Origin of the sequence: Micromonospora sp. NPDC005173 (genome assembly GCF_040608515.1) — a bacterium.
Classification (GTDB): domain Bacteria; phylum Actinomycetota; class Actinomycetes; order Mycobacteriales; family Micromonosporaceae; genus Micromonospora.
Genome location: NZ_JBEXIK010000004.1, coordinates 211,913 through 235,668 on the forward strand (window position 1 = coordinate 211,913; position 23,756 = coordinate 235,668).

The following is a 23,756-nucleotide window of genomic DNA, read 5'->3' on the forward strand; positions in this document are numbered from 1 at the left end:
GCACCATCCGCTAACCCCGCCCAGGCGGCACCTGAGAAAGGCACCACGTGAAGATCGTCGCAGCGGACGTCATCGTCTCCAGCCCTGACCGCAACTTCGTCACCCTGAAGATCACCACAGATGACGGGCTCACCGGCCTGGGCGACGGCACCCTCAACGGGCGCGAACTGTCGGTCGCCTCGTACCTGCGCGATCACGTCGTCCCGCTGTTGATCGGGCGCGATCCGCACCGCATCGAGGACACCTGGCAGTTCTTGTACCGCTCGGCGTACTGGCGGCGCGGGCCGGTGACCATGGCGGCGATCGCGGCCGTGGACGTCGCGCTCTGGGACATCAAGGCCAAGGCCGCCGGCATGCCGCTCTACCAGTTGCTGGGCGGCGCGTCGCGGACCGGCATCATGGCGTACGGCCATGCCTCGGGTCGCGACATCCCGGAGCTGTTCGACTCGATCCGCAACCATCTCGACCTCGGCTTCCGTTCGATCCGGGTCCAGACCTCCGTCCCGGGGATCAACGCCGTCTACGGGGTGGCCGCGCAGCCCAGCGCCGACGGCAAGCGGTACGACTACGAACCGGCGCAGCGCACCCCGCTTCCGGCCGAGGAGGACTGGGACACCCGCGCCTACATGCGCCATCTGCCCGGCGTCTTCGAGGCGGTACGCAACGAGTTCGGGCCCGAGCTTCCGCTGCTGCACGACGGTCACCACCGGATGACGCCGATCCAGGCCGCCCGGCTCGGCAAGGATCTCGAACCGTACGATCTGTTCTGGCTTGAGGACTGCACTCCGGCGGAGAACCAGGAGGCGCTGCGGCTGGTACGCCAGCACACCACCACGCCGCTGGCGATCGGCGAGGTCTTCAACACCGTGTGGGACTACCAGACGCTCATCCGGGAACAGTTGATCGACTATGTCCGGTCCGCCGTGACCCACACCGGGGGCATCACTGCCATGCGCCGGCTGCTGGACTTCGCGGCGCAGTACCAGATCAAGTCCGGTATCCACGGCCCGACCGACATCTCACCCGTCGGCATGGCTGCCGCCCTGCACCTCGACCTGGCCATCCACAACTTCGGCATCCAGGAGTACATGCGGCACGGAGCCCTGACCAACGAGGTCTTCCGGCAGTCCTTCACCTTCGCCGACGGCTACCTCCATCCGGGTGAGCAGCCAGGGCTGGGCGTCGAGCTCGACGAGAAGGCCGCCGACCGGTTCCCGTACATGCCGGCCTACCTCCCGTTCAACCGCCTGAAGGACGGGACCGTCCATGACTGGTGAGCACCGTGCCACTCCCCCTCGCCACGACCCGCCCCGACATGTCGTCGTGATGGGCGTGTCCGGGGCGGGAAAGACGACCGTGGCCAGGGGAATCAGCGACCTGACCGGCCTGACCTTCGCCGAGGCCGACGAGTTCCACTCCGAGGCCAACGTGGCGAGAATGCGCTCGGGCGTACCTCTCGACGACGACGCCCGCTGGCCCTGGCTCCGCGCCCTCGCCGACTGGATGGCCAGCCGGGACGCCGAAGGCGTGTCGACGGTGCTGGCCTGCTCGGCGTTGAAGCGGTCCTACCGGGAGGTGCTCCGGGAAGGACCACCGACCGTGGACTTCCTCCACCTGGACGGGACGGCGGAGATCATCCGGGAGCGGATGTCCCAGCGCGCCGGGCACTACATGCCGGCGAGTCTCCTGGACTCCCAGCTGGCCATCCTGGAACGGTTCGGGCCGGGCGAGCCGGGTCTGGTGCTCGACCTCGCGCTGCCCCCGGCCGCGCTCGTGTCGACCGCAGTCGACCGTCTCGGTCTACTTCGCCGCGACGTGCTCGCCACATAGCGCGACGAACAGCACGGTTCGGGGGTCTGGCCAGGCGCTCAGGTCACAGGGCCGTCCGTGTTTCGGATCATCTGCCGGAGCACCTTCAGGGCCGTCACGTAGTCGGTGTCCTCGATGCCCTGGTGGATGCGATCACGGATCGCCGGAGCGTGCTTCTTGAGGTCGGCACGAGCCTCGTCGCCGTCCTCGGTGATCCACAACCGTCCCTGGTCATCACGGGTGAGCCAAGCCCGCTCAGCAGAACCTCTGCCTCGGCCTCCAGATCGTCCTCGGGCCTGAGGTAACTGCTCATCGCGAGCTTCAGCTCGGTGATGGTCATGCCGTGGCCGTCCGGCGAGATGTCGTTCTTCGACAGGTTGCGCAGCAGCCAGAACTGGGGCTGGGTGAAGCCGAACTCGGCCTGCCGGGCCCGGGTGAAGGCGATGAGGGCCTCATAGGCCACGCCGGTCCAGTACGCGGCAGGCTGAGCCGCCAGCTCGGCATCGGAAAGGTGCTGCGTCGCCATGCGGAGCCTCCGTTGAAAGATCGCTTGTGGAGCGAATCTAGAACCTCGACTTTGGTTGAGGTCAAGGAGGCACGCAAAGCTGACGGCTGATGGCACGCCGGCCAGCGGTGGTGGGTGAGCCGGCTCTCAGCCCTGTCGGGCCTTCTGGCGCCGGTCGTTCTTGTTGATGACGAAAGTCCTGCCCCGGCGGCGTACCACGATCGAGTTCATCTTGTTCTTCAACCCGCGCAGAGAGTTCCTGACCTTCATCGCAACCACCCTCTCCTGGTCATACCCGCTCCCGCAGGACGATCCGGCACAGCCGTGCCGTTCCACTGTCGCGGCGGCGCTCGCCGCTGACTCGGCGTTGTGCTGCAAAGGTCGCTCCCCGTTCGCGTACCCGACTGGGCGTCGCTCATGCCACGGCACTCCGTGTCAGCCGGTCTGGGTCAGGTCGGTCGTTGCCGCGAGTTCGGTGACCACGTCCACGAGCCGGCGCAGGACGGGTGAGGTGTTGCCCGACAACCACACCATCTCGGTGTGCACGAAGGCGCCGGTCAGCGGAACGAACACCACGCCGGTGCGGCGAAGGCTGCGTGCCGAGCGGGCCAGGCGGGTGACTCCCAGCCCGGCGGCGACCAGGCCGAGGAGACTCTGCACGCTGGCTTCCTCCTGGACGACGTTCGGCACGAAGCCCGCTTGCCGGAACTGATCGTCGAAGGTGCGGTGCCAGGGTTCCCAGGAGCTGTGCGGGGTCATCACCCACGGTTCGTCCGCGAGGTCGGCGAGCTTCAGTTCGGTCCGCTCGGCGAGCGGATGGCCCTCGGGCAGTACGGCGCACACCGGTTCGGTCGCCAGAGTCCTGGACTGCAGGCCGGGCACCCGCGGGGGTCGGGTGAAGGCGAGGTCATAGTGTCCGCCGAGGACACCCTGTACCAGGGGCGCGATGCCGGTGGACTCCGTCGTCAGGCGAAGGTCGGGGAGTTGGTGGCGCACGGCCCGGACCACCGGCGGCAGGAGGTGGTTGGCGACGGTGGTCAGGAAGGCCAGGCTGAGGTTTCCCACCTCGCCCCTGCGGGCCCGTCCCACGACGGCGACGGCCTCCTCGGCGCGGTCCGTCACGGCGCGGGCCTCGGGGACGAACAGGGCGCCGATGTCGGTCAGGGTGGTGCCGCGGGTGCCGCGGTCGAACAGCTTCACCCCGAGGGCGCGTTCCAGGGCGGTGATCTGCTGGGACAGCGACTGCTGGGCGATCATCAGGCGGGCGGCGGCCCGCGTGAAGCTCAGTTCCTCTGCGAGGACCAGGAAATACCGCAGTTGCCGCAGCTCAGGGGTGGTCACAGGATCAGACTGTAGCCACGCCAGGAAGCGTGTGTTGGACGCTTCGCGGGCCGCCGCGCAGGATCGTTCCGGGAGCCCGCACCGGCGTGCGGACACGGCCGGGTCCGTGCGGACATGACCAGCCGGGCGGCAGGACAGGCCGGAATCGCCGGCCGCGGCGAGCGCCGGAACCGGACACACGTGCAGTTGCCGACCCGGTTCGCACCGCCGGACACGCAACGACAAGATCTCGAAGGAAGCCCATTCATGAGTGCAGACCGCGTCACCACACCCTTCAACGCCCGATCCACCGCCAGTGACGTCGTGGCCGGTGTCGACCTCACCGGGCAGCGCGCCATCGTCACCGGCGCCTCATCGGGCATCGGCGTCGAGACCGCCCGGGCGCTCGCCGCCGCGGGCGCCGAGGTGACCCTGGCGGTACGGAACGGGGAGGCCGGCGAGCGGACAGCGAAGGACATCCACGCCACCACGGGCCAGCTGGTCCGGGTCGTCCCTCTGGACCTCTCCGACCAGGGGTCCGTCGCCGCCTTCGTCGCCGCCTGGAAAGACCCCCTGCACATTCTGGTCAACAACGCCGGGGTGTCGGCGACCCCGGAGATGCGGACGCCGGAGGGCTGGGAGCTGCAGTTCGCCACCAACCACCTCGGCCACTTCGCGCTCACCACCGGGCTGCACCGGGCGCTCGCAGCGGCCGGCCGGGCCCGCGTGGTGTCGCTCAGCTCCATCGCACACGTGCAGGCGCCGATCGTCTTCGAGGACATCAACTTCCACGAACGCCCCTATGACCGCCTCCTCGCCTACGGCGAGTCCAAGACGGCCACCGCGCTGTTCGCGGTCGAGGCGAACAGGCGCTGGGCCGGCGACGGCATCACCGTCAACGCGGCCAACCCCGGCGCGGTCACCACCAACCTGGGGCGCCACCTCACCGAGGAGGACTACGCGCAGCTTCCGGAGTACGACTTCAAGAACCCGGAGCAGGGGGCGGCCACCTCGGTGCTGCTCGCAGCCTGGCCGCAGCTGGAGGGCATCGGCGGCCGGTACTTCGAGGACTGCAACCAGGCCGCGCGCCACACCGCCGAGACACCGCTGAGTGGCGTCGCCGACCATGCGATCGACCCCGCGGCGGCGGAGCGACTGTGGCAGGTCTCGCTCGACCTGCTCGCCGACGCACAGCGGGGCTGACCGCACCGATCCCCACCACATCCGGGTGGCCCATCCCGTCGCACCACGCCGCCGCCGGCCGTGTCTCGACCGGCGGCGGCGTGGGCGGGTGGATCAGGAGTACGGAAGGCGCAGCACCGACTGGTTGCCGATGCCCAGGGTGCTCGGGTTGTTGCCGATCGCCGACCAGACCTCGACCCGGACCGTGCCGTTGCTCAGCGCGCCCAACGTGCCGGTGGCCGAGGCCAGACCGGCGTTCTGGGTGTAGTGCTCGTAGCCGGGAACCGGGTCGGTGGCGAAGTAACGCGAGGTCTCCACCCTCTCCCAACTGCCGTTGCCGGTCAGGTCGTAGGAGACCCGCACCTGCACGCCGTTACCGACCGCCGAGCCGGCGTCCAGGAACAGGTCGAACGCGGTCTGCCCTCCGGAGTAGGCGAGGTTGAGGCCGGTCGCGGTGAAGACCTGCGGGTTGGTCGGCGTACCGTCGTGGTTTCCGTTGGCCGCCGCGACCGTGGTGGTGGCGGCGCCGCCAGCGGCGCCCAGCCCGCCGCCCGGCAGCAGGTACCGGGTCGGAGTGCCCGGCGTTGGTGGCGGGGTGGTCGGCGGCGGTGTGGTGGGCGGTGGGGTGGTCGGGGGTACGCCGCCCGCGGCGCTGCCGCCACTCCAGGTGTACGCACCGGTGGTGGCCGTCCGGCCGGCCGGCAAGGCCAGCGTGGTGCCGTTGGAGAATGTCACCGTGATCGGCGTGGCGGTCGGGTTCGACGCCACGTAGGTGCGCGCCCCGTTGCGCGAGAAGACCGCTGACAGCGGGTGGTTGGCGGTCACCGTCGTGTCGACGGTGCCCAGCGCCGCGAGGTTGCGGATCCAGTGGAAGGTGTGTGCGCGGCTCTCCCCCTCCTCGACGGCGTAGCCGGGGTTCGCACGGAGGTTCGCCAGCGCCGCGTCGCCGTCACCGAGGGCCTGGAACTGCCAGAGGATGTCCTGCCACACCGTCGGCTGGCCGCCGTTGTTGCGGACCAGTTCGGCGTAGTTCGTCCGCACGTACGCCGGGTTGTTGCCTAGGTAGAGGTGTCCGCCGGTGACGGGCAGCAGGTTGATGCCCTGGATCATCTCCGGTTCGGCACTGAACCAGGTGGCGTACGCGCCACCGTCGCCCCAGACCATGCCGACCGTCGAGTGCCCGAAGGCGGCGGGGAAGTTCTGGTCGCTGACGTCGAACCAGTACTCCTGGATGGCCGCGGCCTGTGTGGTGTAGAGGAAGATGCCGGCGTCACGGACGGCGGTGTCGCCGGTTGCCTGCCCCCACTGGATCAGGGCGTTGGCGAAGTTCATCCCCTCCGACGAGGACTCCTGGTTGTTGCCGGAGCCGAACGAGCCGTGCCCGGACGCCCAGTCGTGGCCGGCGTAGATGTCGAAGTCGCGCAGGTAGGGGAAGCGGGTGTCGTCGCGGCGGTAGTTGTTGGCGTCCCGGATCAGCAGGTCCACCATGCCGCCGTACCGGCTGGTGGCGGCCCATGCCGGGTCGAACTTGGCCAGCGTCGCGGCGGCCGCGATGAAGTAGCCGTAGTGGAAGTGGTGGTCGTTGAGTTCCTGGTCGGAGCCGTACGACGCCGGGTAGCCGATCAGCGTGCCCCAGTTGGCGTCGTAGTAGAAGACCTTCGCGGCCTTGCCGCTGGAGGCGGTGAACCAGTCGGTGAGCGTGGTGCGGATCGCGTTCAGCGCGCTGTCCCGCGTCGCGGTGTCATTGACCAGGTCGGCCACCTCGGCCAGTCGGGCCGCCCGGCCGAGCCCCTTGCCCGTCCAGTACGTGTCGCCACCGCGCTGGTCCATCGGGTTCGCGCGGGCGGCGGCCAGGTGGCTGTTGAGCGTCGCCAGGTCGGTGCCGCTGCCGTCGCCGACGGCCGGCAGTTCCGGCAGGACGCCCTGGAACTTCATCGAGGTGCGGAACTGGTTGACGCCGGTGAGCACCTTCATGCGGCCACGCGCCGACGGGTACGTCGGAGTGATCGGGGTCGAGCCGGCCAGCGACTTCCACTGGTGCGGGTAGAGGCTGACCACGGTCTGCGTGGCGCTCCCCTCCCGGGCGGTCGTGGTGAACGCGTACGTGGTCGTCAGCCCGCTGGTCGCCTGGTCGTAGGCGTACGAGACGGTGGTGCCGGTGACGTGGGCGTGCGCGTACCGGCCGTAGGTCGTCGCCAGGTCGGCGCGCTCCGTGGCGTTCGCCGTGGGCGGCAGGAGGGCGAGGGAGAAGTAGCCCCGACCGGCCAGGGTGGAGGAGATCCGGCCGGCGCCGACAGTCCAGCTGGCGCCGCTGGGGGCGTACCCGACGTAGTCGTGGCCGTTGACCCGGAAGCCGATGGTGGCGCCGCTGTTGGACCAGACGTCGGCGGTGCCGGCCGTACTGATCACCGCGTCCCCACCGCTGGTCTGGAAGTACGCGAAGGGCAGGCCGTGGCCGATGGTGGCGCGCATGGTCCGCGCTCCGTCGCTCCAGTGCGGGCTGACCGTCCAGTCGGTCCAGCCGTCGACCTTGACCACGGGCGCGCCGAGCCCGGCCACGCCGACCCGGATGTCCTGGACGTACGGGTAGTGGTACTCCCCGACGCCGGTCGAGGTGCCGCTGATGGCGGGAGTGGAGTTGGCGGAGAAGCCGAGGCCGTCGGTGAAGGTGTCGTACGAGAGCGGGTGGGCGTGCAGGGGCTCGCTGAAGGCGCAGTCGGTGCGCTTCCAGAGCAGCGAGGACCACCAGTCGTTGGTGGGTATCGCACCGGCTGGCGCGTTGGCGGTGGCGAACTGTCGGGGGTTGCTGGACATCGGGCCGCAGCCGGTGGGGAGCGGGCCGACCGGGGTGGTGGTGTAGCTGCCGGCGCCGACGGGGGCAGCTTCCGCGGGGCGGGTGACGGCGACCGCGAGGCCACTGACGGCCAGGACCAGAGCGGTGGTGGCGGCCAGGGCCCATCGGCGGTGTGGGACGGGAGGTTTCATGGTGCCTCCATCGCGCGCCGACACGCCGGCTTACCGGCCTCGACGCGTTTCGTCGTAATTGAGGAGAAGGTTAGGTGAGAGAGCGCTCTCTCGATCGGCACGGTAATCGAGCACCGAGACCCTCGTCAATGTTTCCAAGGGGTTCCGCGCTGATGTCGGCGATTCGAACACCCGACGAACGGAGACGTGGCCGTGGGCAAGCCGTTCATGGCAGCACGCCCCACGACGACGGTGGCGGCGGTGCTGCCAGCACCGCCGCCGCCTCAGATCGCCGCATCGCGGGCCGCCCACCCGGACCGCACTCTCACCTCGTGATCACCGTGATCTGCCGCCGCGCGAAGGCGGTGCTGGGCGCGAGGATGTCAGCTTGTGCCGCTCGGGCGTGGCTGTCCCTTCGGAGGGGGCCCACCGGGTCCGCCGGGTCCACCGGACATGTCGGGGCGCGGGGGCGCGCCGGACGGGGCGCCGCCACCGGGCATACCGCCGCCGGGGGCACCGCCGCCGGTCGGGGTGGTGGCCGTGTCGACCCGGACGGCGAGGGACACGGCGTAGCCGTGGCTGACATCACCGGTCACGGTGCCAAGTTGGAGCGCGCCGTCGTCGTCGCCGAAGACGTTGTCGTTCTGCAGGGAGACCTGCGACATGTTCCTGACTGACACCTCGTAGCCCTTTTCGGCGTACACCTTGTCGCAGACGTCCTTCGGAAGGGCGACCTGGGAGGTCGCTATCGCCTTCGTGGAGTCGCTGATGCTGGCCTGGTCGGGGTAGACCTCGAAATGGATGTGCGGCCAGCGACCGGTGTAACAGGCCGGGAAGATGCTGGTGAACCGCACCTTTCCTTGCACGTCGGCGATCTGCACGCCGCGGAGGTAGTTCTGGTCGGTGACGCCCTCGGAATACAGTGAGTAGCGGCCTTCCCGATCACACTGCCAGACGTAGACGGCCGTTCCGGCGAAGGCTCCACCGCCTTTCGCCAGGTCCTGGATGGTCAACTCAAGCGTCATGGGGACACCCTCGGCGGTGCCGCTGGCCCCACCGAAGCTCGACCGGATGTCGCTGCGGACGACGCCGCTCTGCTCCAGAACGTCCGGGCCGTTCGAGCCGTCGCCCGGGTAGGGGCCAGCGGTCTCGTCGGGAATCTCACCGGTCGTGGCGCTCGCGCCCGCCGACGAGGACGTCGATGGTGACCGGCTGCCGCCCGACCCGTTCCCGCATGCCGCCAGGCCGAGAGTGGTCACGCCCAGGCCGACCGCCCGCAGCAACTGCCGGCGGCCCATCAGGGTTCCGATGTCGAAGCCGAGACCCTGGTCGACGACATCCTCCTCGGGCCGCTCCAGCGGGCGGCCCTCGTACATCGGCCCTGGCTGGCGCTGCTGGTCATGCTGCATCAGATACCTCCGGTCGCGGCTCACGGTGTCTCCGCGAGTTCGACGATGGCCGCGGTTCCGGGGAGCCAGCTATGCCGAGGCTAGGAAACTGCTGTGAGGCCGAACCCCGGCCGGTACTCGCCGCCGTCACCGGCAACTGATCTTGTCGGGGGTGACGGTTAGTGTGTGGGCACTGTCGCCGCGCCGGCCACGTCGGGCCGGTCGCTGACCCCCTCGGAGGCCCCCATGTCCCAGGAGACGACCTACCTCGAACTGTCCGAAGTGGACGGTGCGCACAAGTTCTACGAGGTCGTTGTCGACGACGCCATGCTGACCGTGCGTTACGGCCGGATCGGCGACCAGGGGCAGATCAAGGCAAGCGCCTATCCGGACAACGCCCGGGCCCGGGCGGCCGCGGCGAAGAAGATCGGGGAGAAGGTCCGCAAGGGGTACGCCCCGGCGGTCCCCGGCGTCCGGCAGAGGCGGAGCGTCTCCCGCCGGCAGATCGTCAGCACCCGCTCCACCGCCCACACCGCCCCGGTGCTCTGGCGCTACGACTCCGGCGCCCCCGCCTTCGGCATCTTCGTCGACGATCAGCACTGCATGGTGGGCAACGAGCACGGGGTGATCACCACCCTCGGCCACGACGCCCAGGTCCGCAGCCAGGTCCGCCTCCCCGACGGGGTGAAGTGCATCGTCGCCGACGACGCCTGGATCTACGCCGGCTGCGACGACGGCAACGTCTACGACCTCTCCGGCAAGGTGCCCCGGGTGGCGTACGCGATCGCTCCCGAGATCGACATCTACTGGCTGGACATCCACGACGGCGTGCTGGGCGTCTCGGACGCCGACGGCGGGATCGCCGCCATCGACCACGAGGACGAGTTCCTCTGGCGCCGGCCCGGGCGGGGTCGCTCCGCCTGGATGGTGCGCTGCGACGCCGACGCGCTCTACCACGGCCACTCGCAGGGCGTGACCGGCTACGACTGGCGGACCGGCCGCGAGCTGTGGCACACCACGACCGGCTCCGTGCTCTTCGGGTGGCAGGAACGCGGCAGCGTGTTCGCCGGGACGGGCACCCGTGAGGTGGTGCGGCTGGCCAAGGACGGTCGGGTCGAGCGCAGCTACCGGTGCGACGCCCCGGTCTTCTCCTGCGCCACCGCGGAGGGCGGCCGATACGTCTTCGCCGGCGACAGCCAGTCCTCGATCTACTGCTTCGACGCGGCGGGCACCCGGCTGTGGAAGCTCGGCACCGGCTGCGGCTCGGCGTACTCCATGCAGTACCGCGACGAACGCCTCTACGTCGTCACCACCGGCGGTCATCTGGCCTGCATCGACGCCAGCGAGCCGGCGATACGGGCGGCCCAGGTCGGCGACGTGCCGGAGGTGCTGGACGTCAAGGCGCCCCGCCAGGCGCCGCGGACCGTGGAGCCGATGGTGGTCGAGGTGACCAGCGACGCCGGTGCGGGCGTGGTGGTGCAATGCCTGGACGATCACGGCCGACTGCGGGTCCAGGTGGTTTCCGACGGCTACCGGCGCGACTGGTCGGTGCAGTTCCCCAAGGGCATCCGCGAGCCGGGCGCCCGCTACCTGGTGACCGAGATCCGCGAGTCCGGCCGCGGCGGGTTCTACCGCGCGTACGGCGACATCCGCCGGCTGCGCTGAGCGAGGCGTCCAGGTTCAAGCGGTCAGTGGCTGTCGGGCGAGGCGGTGGAGGAACGGTTCCGGAACAGGCCGAGTCGGAGCGCCCGGAGCAGGGTGCCGGGCCGGCTCAGCGTCGCCGGGTGGTCGAGCATGGTGGTGACCCGGCTGAGCCGGGCGTTGAGCACCGGATCGGTCAGCGAGGTCCGGAAGAGCAGATCACCGAACCACTTCGTGACCTTGTAGCCGGGCGGGTACGGTCCGTCGACATGCGGAAGCTCGATGTCGGCGGAGGTGGAGACCTGCCACGCGGCGTCGACGATCACGCGGACCTGGTCGAAGTACGCCCGCGCCGGCTCGTCCAGCTCTGGGTTCGACCGCAGGTACGCCGACAGGCAGGAGGCGTGCAACGTCGCGGAGGTCATGCCCTGGCCGTACACCGGATTGAAGGAGGCGACCGCGTCGCCGGCGGCCACCAGGCCGGCGGGCATCCGGTCGAGCTTGTGGAAGTCCCGGCGTCGACTGTCTGCCTGGTGGTACGTGACCACCCCGCCGAGCATCTCCCCATGTTCGGCGATGTCGCCGAACATCCGGGGATAGTGCTCGCGGCAGCGGTCGGTGAAGTCGGCTACGTCGCGGCTGGGCCTGTCCTCGTCGTAGCCGGCCACCAACATGATCCAGCGGTTTCCCTCGACCGAGTTGATCCCGCCGATCCGCGCGGTACGGCCCTTGCCCGCCATGGTGTGGTAGACCACCACCCAGGTATCGCTGACCTTCTCGTCCTGCTTGTAGAGCGCGGTCGCGTAGTTCAGTTTGATCGGCATCCGCTGCATCGGCGGGCGAGGCCACCCGTTGTCCGCCAGCCAGTCGCTCAGCCGGCTGGACCGCCCCATCGCGTCGACCACCAGGTCCGCCGGTTCGACGACCGGCTCCTTGCCGCCCTCCGGCACGTAGGAGGCGCCGGTGACGCGCCGGTCGGCGAGGACCAGGCCGTCCGCCCGGCCGTACACCATCCGGATGTTCCCGACGGCGAGGGTCCGCCGCCGGATCAGCGCTTCCAGGAACGGTCGCGTCGTGATCAGCGCCGGCCCGGTGCCGGACGGCTCCGGCGGCAGCCCCAGTTCACCGTTCACGAAGATCTTCGCCGTGCCCACGTCGCCTGGCGGCGGCGGGGCGCCGAGCGCGAGCGCCTCGTCGACGATGCCCGGAAACCAGCGTTCCAACTGGATCTGACCGGAGGGCAGCAACGCGTGCACCTGGCTGCCCTGCGGCACACCGGGCCGGGGCTCACTGTCCATATCGGAGGGATCCCGCTCGATGATCAGCACTTCCTCGGCGTGGTCGCTCAGCACCCGGGCCGCCATCAGCCCGGCGATGCTGCCGCCGAGTACCACCGCACGCCGCATGACCACTGTGGTCTGAGCGGGACTTTCAGCCGTTGCTATCTCGGCGAAGAGCCGGGACGGGGAGGGTGGCATGCGGTCGCTCCTCAGGTGGTCGGGAAACCTCACCCACGACCGTAACCACGATATCCACCACAGTCATTGCTCCGAGCACACGCGGGCGGCCCGGGCCGTCGCCGGCCGGGCCGCCCGATCGGTCGTACGATCAACCGCCGAGGCTTGCTGCGGCCGAGGCGATGGTCGAGGCGAAGTAGCTCACCTGGGTGTAGACCCCGGGGTAGTTGGGTCGCGCGCAGCCGTTGCCCCAGCTGACGATGCCGACCTGGATCCAGGCGTTGTTGGCGTCGCGGCGGAACATCGGGCCGCCCGAGTCACCCTGGCAGGTGTCCACGCCACCGCTGGCGTAGCCGGCGCAGATTTCCTGTGCGGGGATGAGGTCGCCGCCGTAGTTGGAGTTGCAGACGGAGTCGCTGACAAACGGGACGGTCGCCTTGAGCAGGTACCGCTGCTGCGCTCCACCCTCACGCGCGGCGCCCCAGCCGGCGACAGTGAAGGTGCCGGTGTCGTAGGCGGTCGTGTTGGCGATCTTCAGCGTGCTCAGCCCGGTGACGGGGGTGGCCAGCCGGATCAGCGCCCAGTCCCTGCCGCTGCCGTTGTAGCCGGGAGCCCGGTAGACGTAGTTCGACCGGACGGTGATCCGGCTGGACGACTGGAGGTCGACCGTCCCGAGCGTCGCGGTGATGCTGCTGTTGGTGCCGGTGGCACCCACGCAGTGCGCCGCGGTGAGCACCAACCGCGCGCTGTACAGGGCCCCACCGCACCCCATCGAGAGCCGCACCATGAACGGGAACTCGCCCTGGGCGGCGCGGGTGCCACCGACAACGTTCGGCGTGATGGGGCTGTCGGCCGCGGCCGCCGGCGCCGCGAGAGCCAGGCTGCCCGCGGTTACCGCGGCCAACACGGTGGCCAACAGGCCAGTGAGGGTACGCCAGCGAACCATGCATTCCTCCGCATCAGGAAGGCACGCCTCGTGAGCGCACCTGATTCAAGATTGCGGCCATCATATTGATATCAATGGATCAGGCAGGACATCCCCTCTGGGTCCTACTGCCGACGCTATGGATCGCGGTGGCGGGTCAGAGTTGGTGGCGGACCCACACGTTCGGTTCGACGTAGACGCCGTGGTCATGTTCCACGTCGCACCAGACCGGGACGAGCGCACCCGGCACGTGCACCTGGCCGGTGCGGTCGAACGGCAGACCGGTCCACCGCCGCCACTCCTGCAGCGTGCCCGGGATGGTCATCGACCGTGGGGCCACCGACTCGATCCTCCCGCCAGCGCGCACGTGCGTACGCAACCACGGGTCCACCGGCAGGCCGTCGTCACGGACACGGAAGGCGTACCGGTCCATCGGCTCGTCGGGAACCTCGTGCTTGCCGCTGGGGCGTACCGGGGCGACCAGGGTGTGGTAGCCAAGCCGGCGGGTGTTCTCGCGCATCGCGTCGAGCATCCGAGCGGACAGGCCTCGGCCGCGGGCCTCGGGGCGGACGCAAATCTCCAGCGCCGACACGGTGTTCGCCGACGTGCCGGCGAGGCGGTTGATCGTCGCCCGCTGCACGATCCGATCCCATCCGCCCGGCGGCAGCCGTTCCTCGGTCCAGGACAGCGGCACGCTGTAGGCACGCGCCACCGCCCGGTCCGGCTCAGCGGGGTCGACGGCGAGGAGAACGAACTCCGGGTACAGCCTGTCGGCCACCGCGTAGTATAGCGATGCCATCGGATCCCAGCTCATGAACTCCGGCCAGGCGTCGTCGAAGTCGTCGAGCAGCGGCGCCAGTTCGGGCCGCTGCGCGACCGTCACGATTTCAAGATCCATCGGCGGACCATAGCGGATCGGTTCGGCGGTAGCACCCGGGTTTCCGTCCGCCCCTTCCCTTTCGCCAGCTCACGCCCACGACCGCACGGCGGGACCACCCGGTCACCCGCACGCACGACGATGGTGCCCCGCCGACCAGGGTCGGCGGGGCACCGGTGGAGGCGCGGTCGATCAGGCGGCGAAACGGGTGTGCCGACGGCGGGACAGGAGGTAGCCGCCCACGCCAAGGGCGATCAGTAGGCCGCCGAGGCCGGCGATCAGCCCAGTGGACGCACCGGTGATCGGCAGCGAACCGCCCCCGCCGCCGGCCGGGTTGACCATGATCTTCGCGCTGTCGTTGGCGGGGTTCAGGTCCTTGAGCGGGCCGTCGCCGGAGTAGGTGTACAGCTTCACCGTGCCGGACTGGCTGCCGGGCCGGTCGATCCGCAGTCCGAACTCGAACGTCGCCCGCTCGCCGCGGGCGATCGTGTGGCCGGCCGTGCACTCGTAGTGCCGTGCGCCTGGCTTGCCCGGTCGCCATTCCTCCTCCGTCGGGTCGACGCAGGACTTCGACACGGTGACCGCGGTGACGCCTGCGGGAAGGGTCACCATGGTCGCGATGGCGAGCCCTTGCTGGCCGTCGGCTCCGGCGCGCGCGGGGCCGTTGTTGGTGTAGCCGACGGTCATCGGGACGGTGGCGCCGACCGCACCGGTGACGGTGGCGCCCACCGCGGCGGCGTCGGCGCGTTGGTCGCCGGCCACGGTCAGCGTCACCGTGGTGTCGTTGTTGACGGACTCAGTGTCGGTCTGCCCGAGCGAGCGGGCCTGTGCGCCGCTGACCGGCACCAGCTTCAGAGCCGGGTCGGTCCCCTTGGGGCCCAGCGGCTCGGCCGGCCGGTACTGGGTACGGAACTCCTCCCAGTCGGCTGGTGTGAACCAGAAGGCCCAGCTGAGGTGCCGGTTCGGCGCCCAACTGTCGGCGGGGATCGTTCCGCCGAACGTCGGATCCACGCCGACCGCCTCACCGGGGGCCAGCGAATCGTCGAACGTGCAGGCGAAGCTGCTGCTGTCGCGGTCGAGGTTGCTGTATTCGCAGTTCTCGTACCGCTTGGACGGCGTGAACCCGTAGGAGCCGGACATGAACAGCACTGCCCCGCGGACGGTCTTGGTACCAGCGTTCGCCACCCTGAGCGGTACGGTGACCGACGAGCCGAGCGTGCCGTCGAGCGACAACTCGGACTCGGTGGCGAGGTCGACGCCCTCGCCGATGGCGACGGTGGAGCGGTAGGTTCCGGTGCCCACGCCGGGCACGGTGACGGTGAACAGCAGTTCGCCTCGCTGACCCACCTCGGCATCCGCGCGAGCCGTCACACGCAGGCTGAGCAGGTCCGTGGAGTCCGGCTTGTCGTCGCCCGTGCAGGTGATGATGGCACCCTCCGTCGTGCAGGCACGTTCACCTTCCTCCTCGACGTCGGCGAACGCGGCAACCGCACTGCGGTCCACCCGCACCGTGTAGGCGCTGGGACGCCGGCTGCCGACCGGGTTGAGCTCCACCCATTTCTGTGGGCCGGCCGGGGCGACGGTGACACTGTTGGCGTAGATCGCGACGTCAGCAGCAGGCGCCGCGGCAGCAGCAGGTGCCGCGGCAGCAGCGGGGATGCCCGTGGACGCGGTCAGGAGCGCGCCGACGACGGCCAACCCGGCAAGCCAGCGCCGGGCGGGATACGGATTCATAGCGGGGTTCCTCCGGTTATTGACGGTGGGCAGGCGGAGTTCGGCGCGGGATGAGCGCGCCAACCACCGGCCGTCCGGTTGAGCCCCCGCCGAGCAAGGTGACGGAGCACGGCGGGGTACGTCGAGCTGCGGAGCGAGGTCAGACTCTCACGGATGTCACTGAAATGGGGCACCTGACCTCGCTGAACACGCCGGAAGCTGCCGCTACGCACCCCGGCCTGATGGGGAAACGCCTGGTCGTCACGCGCCTGGTGTACCGGTGCTCTCCCGGCGGATCAGACGGAACGGCGTCTGCACGGTCAGCGGTGCCGCGACCTCTGTGCCCTCGATCCGGGCGACCAGGCGGCGCACCGCGAGCCGGCCGATCTCCTCCTTGTCCGGCGCGATGGTGGTGAGGGTCGGGGTGCTGAACCGTCCCTCCTCGATGTCGTCGATGCCGATCACCGCGACGTCCTCCGGCACCCGGCAACCGGCCTCGGTCAAGGCCCGGAGCGCGCCGATGGCGATCAGGTCGTTGTAGCCGAAGACCGCGTCCGGGGGCTCACCGAGGGCGAGCAGGTCGCGCATGGCCCTCCTGCCGTCCAGCCGGCCGAACTCGTCGGTACGGGCGACCAGCCACGGGCGGAACGGCAGGCCGGCTGCCTCCAGGGCCTCCCGGTAGCCGCGCATGCGCAGGTGCGCCGACTGCCGGTCGCCACCCGGAGCAGCGCCGATGAACGCGATCCGGCGGCGTCCGATCGCCACCAGATGCTGGATGGCCGCGTGACTCGCGGCGACGTTGTCGATGGCGATGTGGTCGTGCGGTACGTCGTAGACGCCCTCGCCGATCAGCACGAGCGGGCTGTCGGCGGTCCGGGCCAGCACCTCTTCCCGACCGATCCGCACCGGACTGAAGATCAGGCCGTCGATGATGTGTCGCCGGGAGCCGTCGAGGAGCAGCAGCTCCGCGTCCCGGTCCGCGGCGGTGTTCTCCATAAGGAGTGTGTAGCCGAGCCCGGCGGCTTCCCGGATGGCGATCTCGGCGAGCTCGGCGAAGTAGGGATTGTTCAACTCCGGAATGGCCAGGGCGATCAGGCCGGTACGCCCTCGGCGGAGGTGCCGGGCGCTCAGGTTGGGGCTGTAACCGAGTTCGTCGATCGCCTGCTGCACCCGCTGCCGGGTCCGCTCCCCCACCGGTCGGTACCCGTTGACCACGTTGGAGACCGTGGCCAGCGAGACGCCGGCGCGCTCGGCGATGTCCTTCAGGCTGACGCCCATCCACCGACCCTTCCGGGTGCCACCGGCGGCTGGCAAGGATTGACGGGGCGTCCGCCGTGCCTCTATAACGTTAAACAGGTGGTGATGGATGTCAATATGATTGCCGTTGCTTGCTGATGGAAATCCCACGGACATCTGTCGATGAGGCCCGCCCCCGGTCGAGTGACCACCCGATGCCCACCGCCAACGCGCTTCGGGCCCAGCTGCACCGCCCGCGGCGACTCGCCCCTCGGAGACGGCATGACACGTCACGTCCCCATCCGCCCCGCCCTGCCCCTGCTGCTCATCCTCGCGCTGATCGCCGGCGTCCTCGCCGCGCCGGCGCCGCCAGCCCACGCCGTACCGCCCAAAACGCCGCCGCTGACCACCCCGTGGACCAACCAGGCGTTGCTCGGCACGCCACTGCCGGAGTACCCGCGACCGCAGATGACCCGGCCGGACTGGCTCAACCTCAACGGCGAGTGGCAGCTACGCCAGTCCGCCACCGACGACGCCCCGCAGTTCAACACCAACCTGCCCGAGCGGGTCAACGTGCCGTTCCCGGTGGAGAGCGCCCTCTCCGGCATACAGCGGGCCGCCAACGACAACCGCAACTACCTGTTCTACCGACGCACCGTCACCATCCCGCCGAACTGGTCCGGCCGGCGGACGCTGCTGCACTTCGGCGCGGTCGACTGGCAGAGCACCGTCTGGGTCAACGGCGTCCGCGTCGGAGCGCACTCCGGTGGCTACGACGCCTTCACCTTCGACGTGACCCCGCAGCTCACCAGTGGAGCCAACGAGATCGTCGTCAAGGTGTGGGACCCCACCGACACCCGGCAGAACGGCAGCCTGCCCCCGATCGGCAAGCAGACCAAGCAACCCGGTGGGATCTTCTACACGCCCAGCTCCGGCATCTGGCAGACAGTGTGGATGGAGCCGGTGCCCACGGCCTCGATCAGCAGCGTGGACGTCTACCCGAACCTGAGCAACAACACCCTGCGGGTGCGGGTCTTCACCCGGGGCGACGTCAGCGGGCACAGCGTGCTCGCCGAGGCGTTGAACGGAAGTACCGTGGTCGGCACCGCCTCCGGCGGCTTCACCGACTTCAGCGTGCCGGTGCCCAACGCCCGCCGCTGGTCACCCGACGACCCGTTCCTCTACAACCTCCGGATCACCCTGCGCAACGCCGGCGGTGCCGCCGTCGACCGGACCACGCACTACTTCGGCATGCGCGAGATCACCACCGGCCTGGTGAACGGGGTGCTGCGGCCCAAACTCAACGGTCAGTTCGTGTTCCAGGTCGGCACCCTCGACCAGGGCTTCTGGCCGGACGGGCTGTACACCGCGCCGACCGACGCCGCGCTCGCCTTCGACCTGCAGAAGCACAAGGACCTCGGCTTCAACATGGTGCGCAAGCACATCAAGGTCGAACCGCAGCGCTGGTTCTACCACGCCGACCGGCTCGGCCTGCTTGTCTGGCAGGACATCCCGTCGATGACGGCGCAGGACATCAACCCCACCGACGCGCAGCAGGCACAGTTCGAGACCGAGGCACGCGAGATCGTCGACGAGCACCGCAGCTCCCCCGCCGTCATCGAATACACGCCGTACAACGAGGGCTGGGGTGAGCGGGCCCTGGCCGACACCCGTCGGGTCGCGCAGAACATCAAGAACCAGGACCCGACCCGCCTGGTCAACCCACACAGCGGCCACAACTGCTGCCAGTCCCTCGGCAACCCCGGTAACGGCGACATCGACGACTGGCACGTCTACCTCGGACCGGACTCCCCGGTACCGTCGAACAGCCGCGTCGCCGCGCTCGGCGAGTTCGGCGGCCTGGGCATCCACACCCCGGGCCACGAGTACAGCCCGAACGGCGAGTTCTTCGCCTACGAGTGGCAGACCAGCTCGACCGCGCTCACCGACCGCTACGTGGGGCTGGTGCAGGGCACCCAGAACCTGATGCTCGGCAAGGGACTCAGCGCCTCGGTCTACACGGAGATCACCGACCTGGAGGGCGAGCTGAACGGTTTCCTCACCTATGACCGTCAGGTGATCAAGATGGATCAGGCCCGCGTCCGTGCCGCCAACACCGCACTGATCAACGCGTCGAAGACCATCGGCAGCTCGGCACCCGTCGCGCTCCCGGTCAACACCCGGCGGTCGTTGCAGGTGACGACGCCCGGCTACACCAACCGGTACCTGCGCCACCAGGACAGCCTGGCCTACACCGAGGTGGTCGACGCCGGCAGCCCGGACCTGCTCAAGAACGATGCCACCTACACCATCCGGCCCGGCCTGGCCGACACCAACTGCTACTCGTTCGAGTCGGTCAACTATCCGGGGCAGTACCTGCGCCATCAGGCGTCCCGGGTACGCAACTCGCCGAACGACGGCTCCGCGCTCACGCGCGCCGACGCCACCTGGTGCGCCCGGGTGGGCCTGACCGGCACGGGGGTGTCGCTGGAGTCGTACAACTTCCGGGGCAGGTACCTGCGGCACTACAACTCGGAGGTCTGGCTCAGCAGCGGCACCGGCGGCGACGCGTACAACACGCCGGCGCTGTGGGCCGCGGACAGCACCTGGAACATCGCCGCTCCCTGGGCACCCTGACCGGTCAGCGGCCGACGGCAGGGTCGTCGTAGCCATCGGTTGACCGCGGGGGTTCCGGCCTGGCCGGGACGCCCGCGGTCAGCCGGCGTGGCGAAGCGGTAGTACTGGAGGCCCCCGGCGTTCTCGTTGTGGTCAGAGGGCGATTTCTTCGTAGACGTCGCCGGTGTCGAATGCTGAGAGTGCCACCAAATCGATGATCGCCGTCAATGTCATCTGAAGATTTCCTTCACTGTGATGGCGATGAAGGTCAGGCATTGGCATCCGCCACTGTCGCAGGTTAACTCGCCGGCAATCGATGTCCTGCCGCCGGGAAGGACGACCATGGGTATGCGTCGCCGCTCGTTCATCGGTCGCGTCGCCGCAGTTGGCGCGGTCGGCGCACTCGGTGGCGCCGGAGCCGTCCTGACGACCGCCGGTCCGGCCCAGGCGGCGGTGTGGAAGAAGCGGTTGACCGGCGCGGACCTCGACACCAACAGCCGGTGGCGGGTCGCCGGCACGGACCTGGGCATTCCCTACGTGCTGGAGAACGGGTCGATCGGCTACCTCTTCGGCGACACCTTCGACACACCGTGGCCGGAGGGCCCGCCCCTGCCGAACGACTGGCGATCACCGGTCATGTTGCGCTCCGCCGTCCACCCGGGCGCGCCGGGCGGCGTGGTCTTCGACAGCGCGGCACGGGTCGCCGGCAACGGACGCGCGCCGGAACTGATGCACAACGGCCACCACGGCATCGGCATCGACGGTCTTCCGGAAGTGACCGTCATCCCGAACGACGGCATCGGCTTTCCCGAGACGGGCCGGCAGCTCATCTCCTACATGAGCATCGAGAACTGGAACTCCGCCGGCCCGGCGGGACCGCACTGGAAGTCGCGCTACGCGGGGCTGGCCTACTCCGACAACGGCAACGACTTCATCCGTACGCCGCTCGAGTGGTGGAACAGCTCCGACAACAAGGACCCGTTCCAGATGTGGACCATGCAGCGGGACGGTGACCACGTCTACGTCTTCTCGGTGCGATCAGGGCGCCAGGACGGCCCGATGATGCTGCGTCGCGTCCGGTGGGACCGGCTGTTCTACCCCGAATCGTATGAGGGATGGGGCTGGAACGGCGCGAACTGGGGCTGGGGGCGGCCCTGCACACCCATTCTCACGGGCCGCTTCGGCGAGCCGTCGGTCCGGCGCCTGAGTGATGGCACCTGGGTGATGTCGTACCTGAACTGCCAGACCGGCTGCGTGGTCACCCGGACCGCCTCCGGCCCGGACCGGGCGTGGACGGCGGAGAAGATCCAGGTGACGAGCTGGCAGGAGCCCGCCCTCTACGGCGGGTTCATCCATCCCTGGTCGAGCCGCAACGCCAACGACCTGCGCCTGATGGTCTCGAAGTGGACGCGTACGGCGGACGGCCGCAGCACCGCCTACCACGTCAGCCAGTTCGTCGGCTCGGTGTGACCGGGCCGCTGACCACGGCGGTTCAGGCGCGCGACGGTCAGCACCGCTCGTAGTGGTAGCCCTGGCGTCCGAAGGGCACGACGTCACGGTCGCGCAGGATGACGGAGATCCGGGCACCGCGAATGGCGCAGGCCCGGAGGTACGCGCTCACCGGGTTGTCGGTGTACTCGATCTCGATCAGATGGTCACCGTACGCGTCGGTGTAGCTCTGGCACTCGTCGTGGTGCTGGCACTCCTCGACCACGGCGAAGTCGAAGCCAATCTGGTCGCGGCCATACGGCGCCAGCTCCGGCGTGTTCTTCTGCGCCACCGCCAGCCCCGCGTCGTGCGCATGTTCGACCAGCAACCGCGCCAGCGCCATGTTGTGGTCGTGGGTCAACCGGTCGCCGGACCGCGTCCAGGAGTCGAGGTTGTCCGGCTCGACCGCCCGGAACCCCTTCGCCGCGCACTCGTCCATCCAGCCTTGAACGACGCCGGCGATGGCGGTCCGGCGCGCCGGCGTCGTGGTGTCCAACAGAATCTCGCCCGGCCATTCTGGATCCTCGACGTACGAGCCGTCCGCCGCCTTCAGCAACAGGTCGCGGTGTTCCGCCTTCCACCACGCCGCAGCCTCCGGCTGGGTTTGGAAGGCGTTGACGTAGCAGATGTTGTAGGCGGCGCCCGAGGGCACACCGGAGTGATCCCGCTCGACGATGGCCACACCCACGTCCGGCTCGTAGGCGCCGCCGATCTGGTAGTCGAAGCTGCCGTTGGTTGGCGGCAGCACCACGGGCCGGCCGGCACCGCTGGCCGACGCCGGGGCTCCGCTCCCGCTGCCGTCCGGCGCGGGTCCGGTCGAGGTGGTGTCGGCGCAGCCGGTGACCGCGACGACCGTGGCCAGGGCGGCCGCCAACCACCTTCTCATCCCGTCAGCTCCCCTGCGGTACCTGAACCGCCCGACCGTCGGTTCCCGCCAACCAGGATGCCGTCCGTCGTCCAGGTCACCGCCGTCGCCCAGGCAATCACCGTCGCCGTCGGGTCCCGGGTCGGTGGACTGGCCCCCGGTCGCGCCGGGCCGGATACCTGGACCGACGGGCGTACCGGCCCACCGTCGCGGCCCTGGATGCGGACCGGCCCGAGTGGTCAGCGCGAGTAGTACTCGACGACGAGCTGCTCGTCGCAGAGGATCGGAACCTCCGTCCGCAGCGGAACCCGGACCAGGCGTGCGGTCAGACCGGTCAGGTTGACCTCCAGATACGGCGCGGGACGCTCCGGGGCGTGCGCCCCGGCCGCCGCCACGACGAACGGGGCCTTGCCCCGGCTCCGGTCCGCCACCGCGATGACGTCGCCGGGGCTCAGCCGTGCCGACGGCCGGTCCAGCCGACGACCGTTCACTGTGAGGTGCTGGTGGGTGACGACCTGGCGGGCCTGATAGATCGTGCGCGCGAAACCTGCCCGCAGCACCAGCGCGTCGAGCCGGGTCTCCAGGTCGACGATCAACTCCTCACCGGTCTTGCCCGGCCGGCGTACGGCCCGGTCGAACGCGCGCCGTAGCTGGCCCTCGTGCAGGTCGTACTGCGCCTTGAGGCGCTGCTTCTCCAACAGGCGGACCTTGTAGTCACTGGTGGTGCGGCGGGCACGGCCGTGCTGACCCGGCGGGAACGGACGGCGTTCGAAGTACCGCACGCACTTCGGAGTCAGGGCGATGCCCAACGCGCGGGAGCGCTTGACCTTGGGGCGGGTCTGATTCATCCTTCACCTCTCAACTAAGGTAAGCCTTACCTTATTAGGAGGTGATCGGGTTGAGCAACCAGCCGACCGACATGACGGACGCGACAGACAGCCCGGCAAGCCGGCTCCGATCGATGCTCGTCGCCGCCCAGTCCCTGGGCCTGCACACACCGGGCTATCGGGCGGACATCGCCGGCCGGCACTCCGTCACCGGCGACGGGCGGGTACGGGTCGAGCTGCCGGCAGGCTGCCGCATGGCGCAGGACATCGCGCACCAGCGGGAGACGGTGGCGATGATCGAGGTGACCGACCTGGCACCCACCCCGGTACGCGACCGGGTCCGGGCACGCGGCACGCTCACCGGCTGGCTGAGCCCGGCCGACACCATCGACTGTGACGCCGAGGACAACCAACTGGTGACCGTTCTCGACCTCGCCACCGCCGAGTTGACCACCAGCGAGGGCACCACCGCGATCGACCCGACCGACTTCACCACTGCCCAGCCCGACCCGCTGGCCGCCACCGAAGCCGAGCTGTTGTGCCACCTCGACCATCACCACCCGCACACGGTCGAACGACTGTGCCGGCTGGTGGATCCCCACCAGTTGCACGGCGTCCGTATGGTCCGCCCGCTGCGGCTGGACCGCCACGGCCTCGTGCTACGACTCGAACTGCTGAACAGCGACCGGGACATCCGGCTGAGGTTTCCCGCCCCGGTACGCCATCCGGACCAACTCGGCGCCCAGATCGACGCACTGCTCAGGCAGAGCCGACGCTGCCGGCCTCCGCGCGCCCACCGGTGACCAGAGCGCCGGTGCGGACCGATCCTCAGGTGCGGCTGGCCGACAAAGCGGCGCGGGATGCGTCGGAGGCCGCACGGTGCGTACAGTTCCTGGTCGGACGTGAGGTGGGCCGGGCGTAATCCGGTACAGGAACGGGACGA

The 23,756-nt window shown here is 69.7% G+C and carries 19 protein-coding genes; 7 read left to right on the plus strand and 12 right to left on the minus strand.

Going from position 1 to position 23,756, the window contains the following annotated elements:
• Window positions 1–47 precede the first annotated feature (47 nt).
• Both manD and ABZV00_RS08040 read left to right on the plus strand, forming a co-directional pair.
• Window positions 48–1,277, plus strand: a complete 1,230-nt coding sequence (gene manD, locus ABZV00_RS08035; protein WP_355602892.1) for a D-mannonate dehydratase ManD — start codon at window positions 48–50, stop codon at window positions 1,275–1,277.
• The gene (locus ABZV00_RS08040) at window positions 1,267–1,830 is read left to right on the plus strand and encodes a gluconokinase (protein WP_355602894.1); all 564 of its coding nucleotides are present in this window, start codon (window positions 1,267–1,269) and stop codon (window positions 1,828–1,830) included. Before manD ends, ABZV00_RS08040 begins: the two co-directional genes overlap by 11 nt.
• 94 nt (window positions 1,831–1,924) lie before the next feature.
• Here the strand turns inward: ABZV00_RS08040 and ABZV00_RS08045 are convergent, their stop codons facing one another.
• The 3 genes from ABZV00_RS08045 to ABZV00_RS08055 form a co-directional block, all read right to left on the minus strand.
• Window positions 1,925–2,335: a hypothetical protein gene (locus tag ABZV00_RS08045; protein ID WP_355602896.1), complete on the minus strand. Its 411-nt coding sequence runs from the start codon at window positions 2,333–2,335 to the stop codon at window positions 1,925–1,927.
• Window positions 2,336–2,461: 126 nt separating this feature from the next.
• On the minus strand, window positions 2,462–2,584 hold the full coding sequence (locus tag ABZV00_RS08050) for a ribosomal protein bL36 (protein WP_328417692.1): 123 nt from the start codon (window positions 2,582–2,584) through the stop codon (window positions 2,462–2,464).
• 165 nt (window positions 2,585–2,749) lie between these two features.
• Complete coding sequence (locus ABZV00_RS08055) at window positions 2,750–3,655, minus strand: LysR family transcriptional regulator (RefSeq protein ID WP_355602898.1); 906 nt, start codon at window positions 3,653–3,655, stop codon at window positions 2,750–2,752.
• Between the two features lie 246 nt (window positions 3,656–3,901).
• On the opposite strand from ABZV00_RS08055, the gene ABZV00_RS08060 reads away from it, so the two are divergent.
• A complete protein-coding gene (locus ABZV00_RS08060) occupies window positions 3,902–4,837 on the plus strand; it encodes an SDR family NAD(P)-dependent oxidoreductase (protein WP_355602900.1) in 936 nt (311 codons plus the stop codon).
• A 93-nt stretch (window positions 4,838–4,930) separates the two neighbouring features.
• Here ABZV00_RS08060 and ABZV00_RS08065 read toward each other — a convergent pair whose 3' ends face one another.
• A complete protein-coding gene (locus tag ABZV00_RS08065) occupies window positions 4,931–7,801 on the minus strand; it encodes a glycosyl hydrolase (protein WP_355602902.1) in 2,871 nt (956 codons plus the stop codon).
• A 362-nt stretch (window positions 7,802–8,163) separates the two neighbouring features.
• Entirely contained in the window at window positions 8,164–9,189 is a 1,026-nt protein-coding gene (locus ABZV00_RS08070; protein ID WP_355602904.1) for an intradiol ring-cleavage dioxygenase, read from the minus strand.
• 225 nt (window positions 9,190–9,414) lie between these two features.
• Between ABZV00_RS08070 and ABZV00_RS08075 the strand changes: the two genes are divergently transcribed.
• Window positions 9,415–10,833, plus strand: a complete 1,419-nt coding sequence (locus tag ABZV00_RS08075; RefSeq protein WP_355602906.1) for a WGR domain-containing protein — start codon at window positions 9,415–9,417, stop codon at window positions 10,831–10,833.
• Between the two features lie 23 nt (window positions 10,834–10,856).
• Here the strand turns inward: ABZV00_RS08075 and ABZV00_RS08080 are convergent, their stop codons facing one another.
• The 5 genes from ABZV00_RS08080 to ABZV00_RS08100 all read right to left on the minus strand — a co-directional run bounded on the left by ABZV00_RS08080 (window position 10,857) and on the right by ABZV00_RS08100 (window position 17,059).
• On the minus strand, window positions 10,857–12,287 hold the full coding sequence (locus ABZV00_RS08080) for an FAD-dependent oxidoreductase (protein ID WP_355602908.1): 1,431 nt from the start codon (window positions 12,285–12,287) through the stop codon (window positions 10,857–10,859).
• Window positions 12,288–12,417: 130 nt separating this feature from the next.
• Entirely contained in the window at window positions 12,418–13,212 is a 795-nt protein-coding gene (locus ABZV00_RS08085; protein WP_355602910.1) for a serine protease, read from the minus strand.
• A gap of 136 nt (window positions 13,213–13,348) precedes the next feature.
• Window positions 13,349–14,089, minus strand: a complete 741-nt coding sequence (locus ABZV00_RS08090) for a GNAT family N-acetyltransferase (protein ID WP_355602912.1) — start codon at window positions 14,087–14,089, stop codon at window positions 13,349–13,351.
• A 171-nt stretch (window positions 14,090–14,260) separates the two neighbouring features.
• Entirely contained in the window at window positions 14,261–15,802 is a 1,542-nt protein-coding gene (locus ABZV00_RS08095; RefSeq protein WP_355602914.1) for an LPXTG cell wall anchor domain-containing protein, read from the minus strand.
• Window positions 15,803–16,042: 240 nt separating this feature from the next.
• A complete protein-coding gene (locus ABZV00_RS08100; RefSeq protein ID WP_355602916.1) occupies window positions 16,043–17,059 on the minus strand; it encodes a LacI family DNA-binding transcriptional regulator in 1,017 nt (338 codons plus the stop codon).
• 240 nt (window positions 17,060–17,299) lie between these two features.
• On the opposite strand from ABZV00_RS08100, the gene ABZV00_RS08105 reads away from it, so the two are divergent.
• Together ABZV00_RS08105 and ABZV00_RS08110 are read left to right on the plus strand one after the other, a co-directional pair.
• Complete coding sequence (locus ABZV00_RS08105; RefSeq protein ID WP_355602918.1) at window positions 17,300–19,654, plus strand: AbfB domain-containing protein; 2,355 nt, start codon at window positions 17,300–17,302, stop codon at window positions 19,652–19,654.
• A gap of 321 nt (window positions 19,655–19,975) precedes the next feature.
• The gene (locus ABZV00_RS08110; protein WP_355602920.1) at window positions 19,976–21,103 is read left to right on the plus strand and encodes a DUF4185 domain-containing protein; all 1,128 of its coding nucleotides are present in this window, start codon (window positions 19,976–19,978) and stop codon (window positions 21,101–21,103) included.
• Between the two features lie 37 nt (window positions 21,104–21,140).
• Here the strand turns inward: ABZV00_RS08110 and ABZV00_RS08115 are convergent, their stop codons facing one another.
• Window positions 21,141–22,007, minus strand: a complete 867-nt coding sequence (locus ABZV00_RS08115) for an endo alpha-1,4 polygalactosaminidase (RefSeq protein WP_355602922.1) — start codon at window positions 22,005–22,007, stop codon at window positions 21,141–21,143.
• A gap of 218 nt (window positions 22,008–22,225) precedes the next feature.
• Window positions 22,226–22,834, minus strand: a complete 609-nt coding sequence (gene rpsD, locus ABZV00_RS08120) for a 30S ribosomal protein S4 (protein WP_355602924.1) — start codon at window positions 22,832–22,834, stop codon at window positions 22,226–22,228.
• A gap of 71 nt (window positions 22,835–22,905) precedes the next feature.
• Here rpsD and ABZV00_RS08125 point away from each other — a divergent pair, with 71 nt between their 5' ends.
• The gene (locus tag ABZV00_RS08125) at window positions 22,906–23,616 is read left to right on the plus strand and encodes a DUF2470 domain-containing protein (protein WP_355603125.1); all 711 of its coding nucleotides are present in this window, start codon (window positions 22,906–22,908) and stop codon (window positions 23,614–23,616) included.
• The last annotated feature ends 140 nt before the right edge of the window (window positions 23,617–23,756 follow it).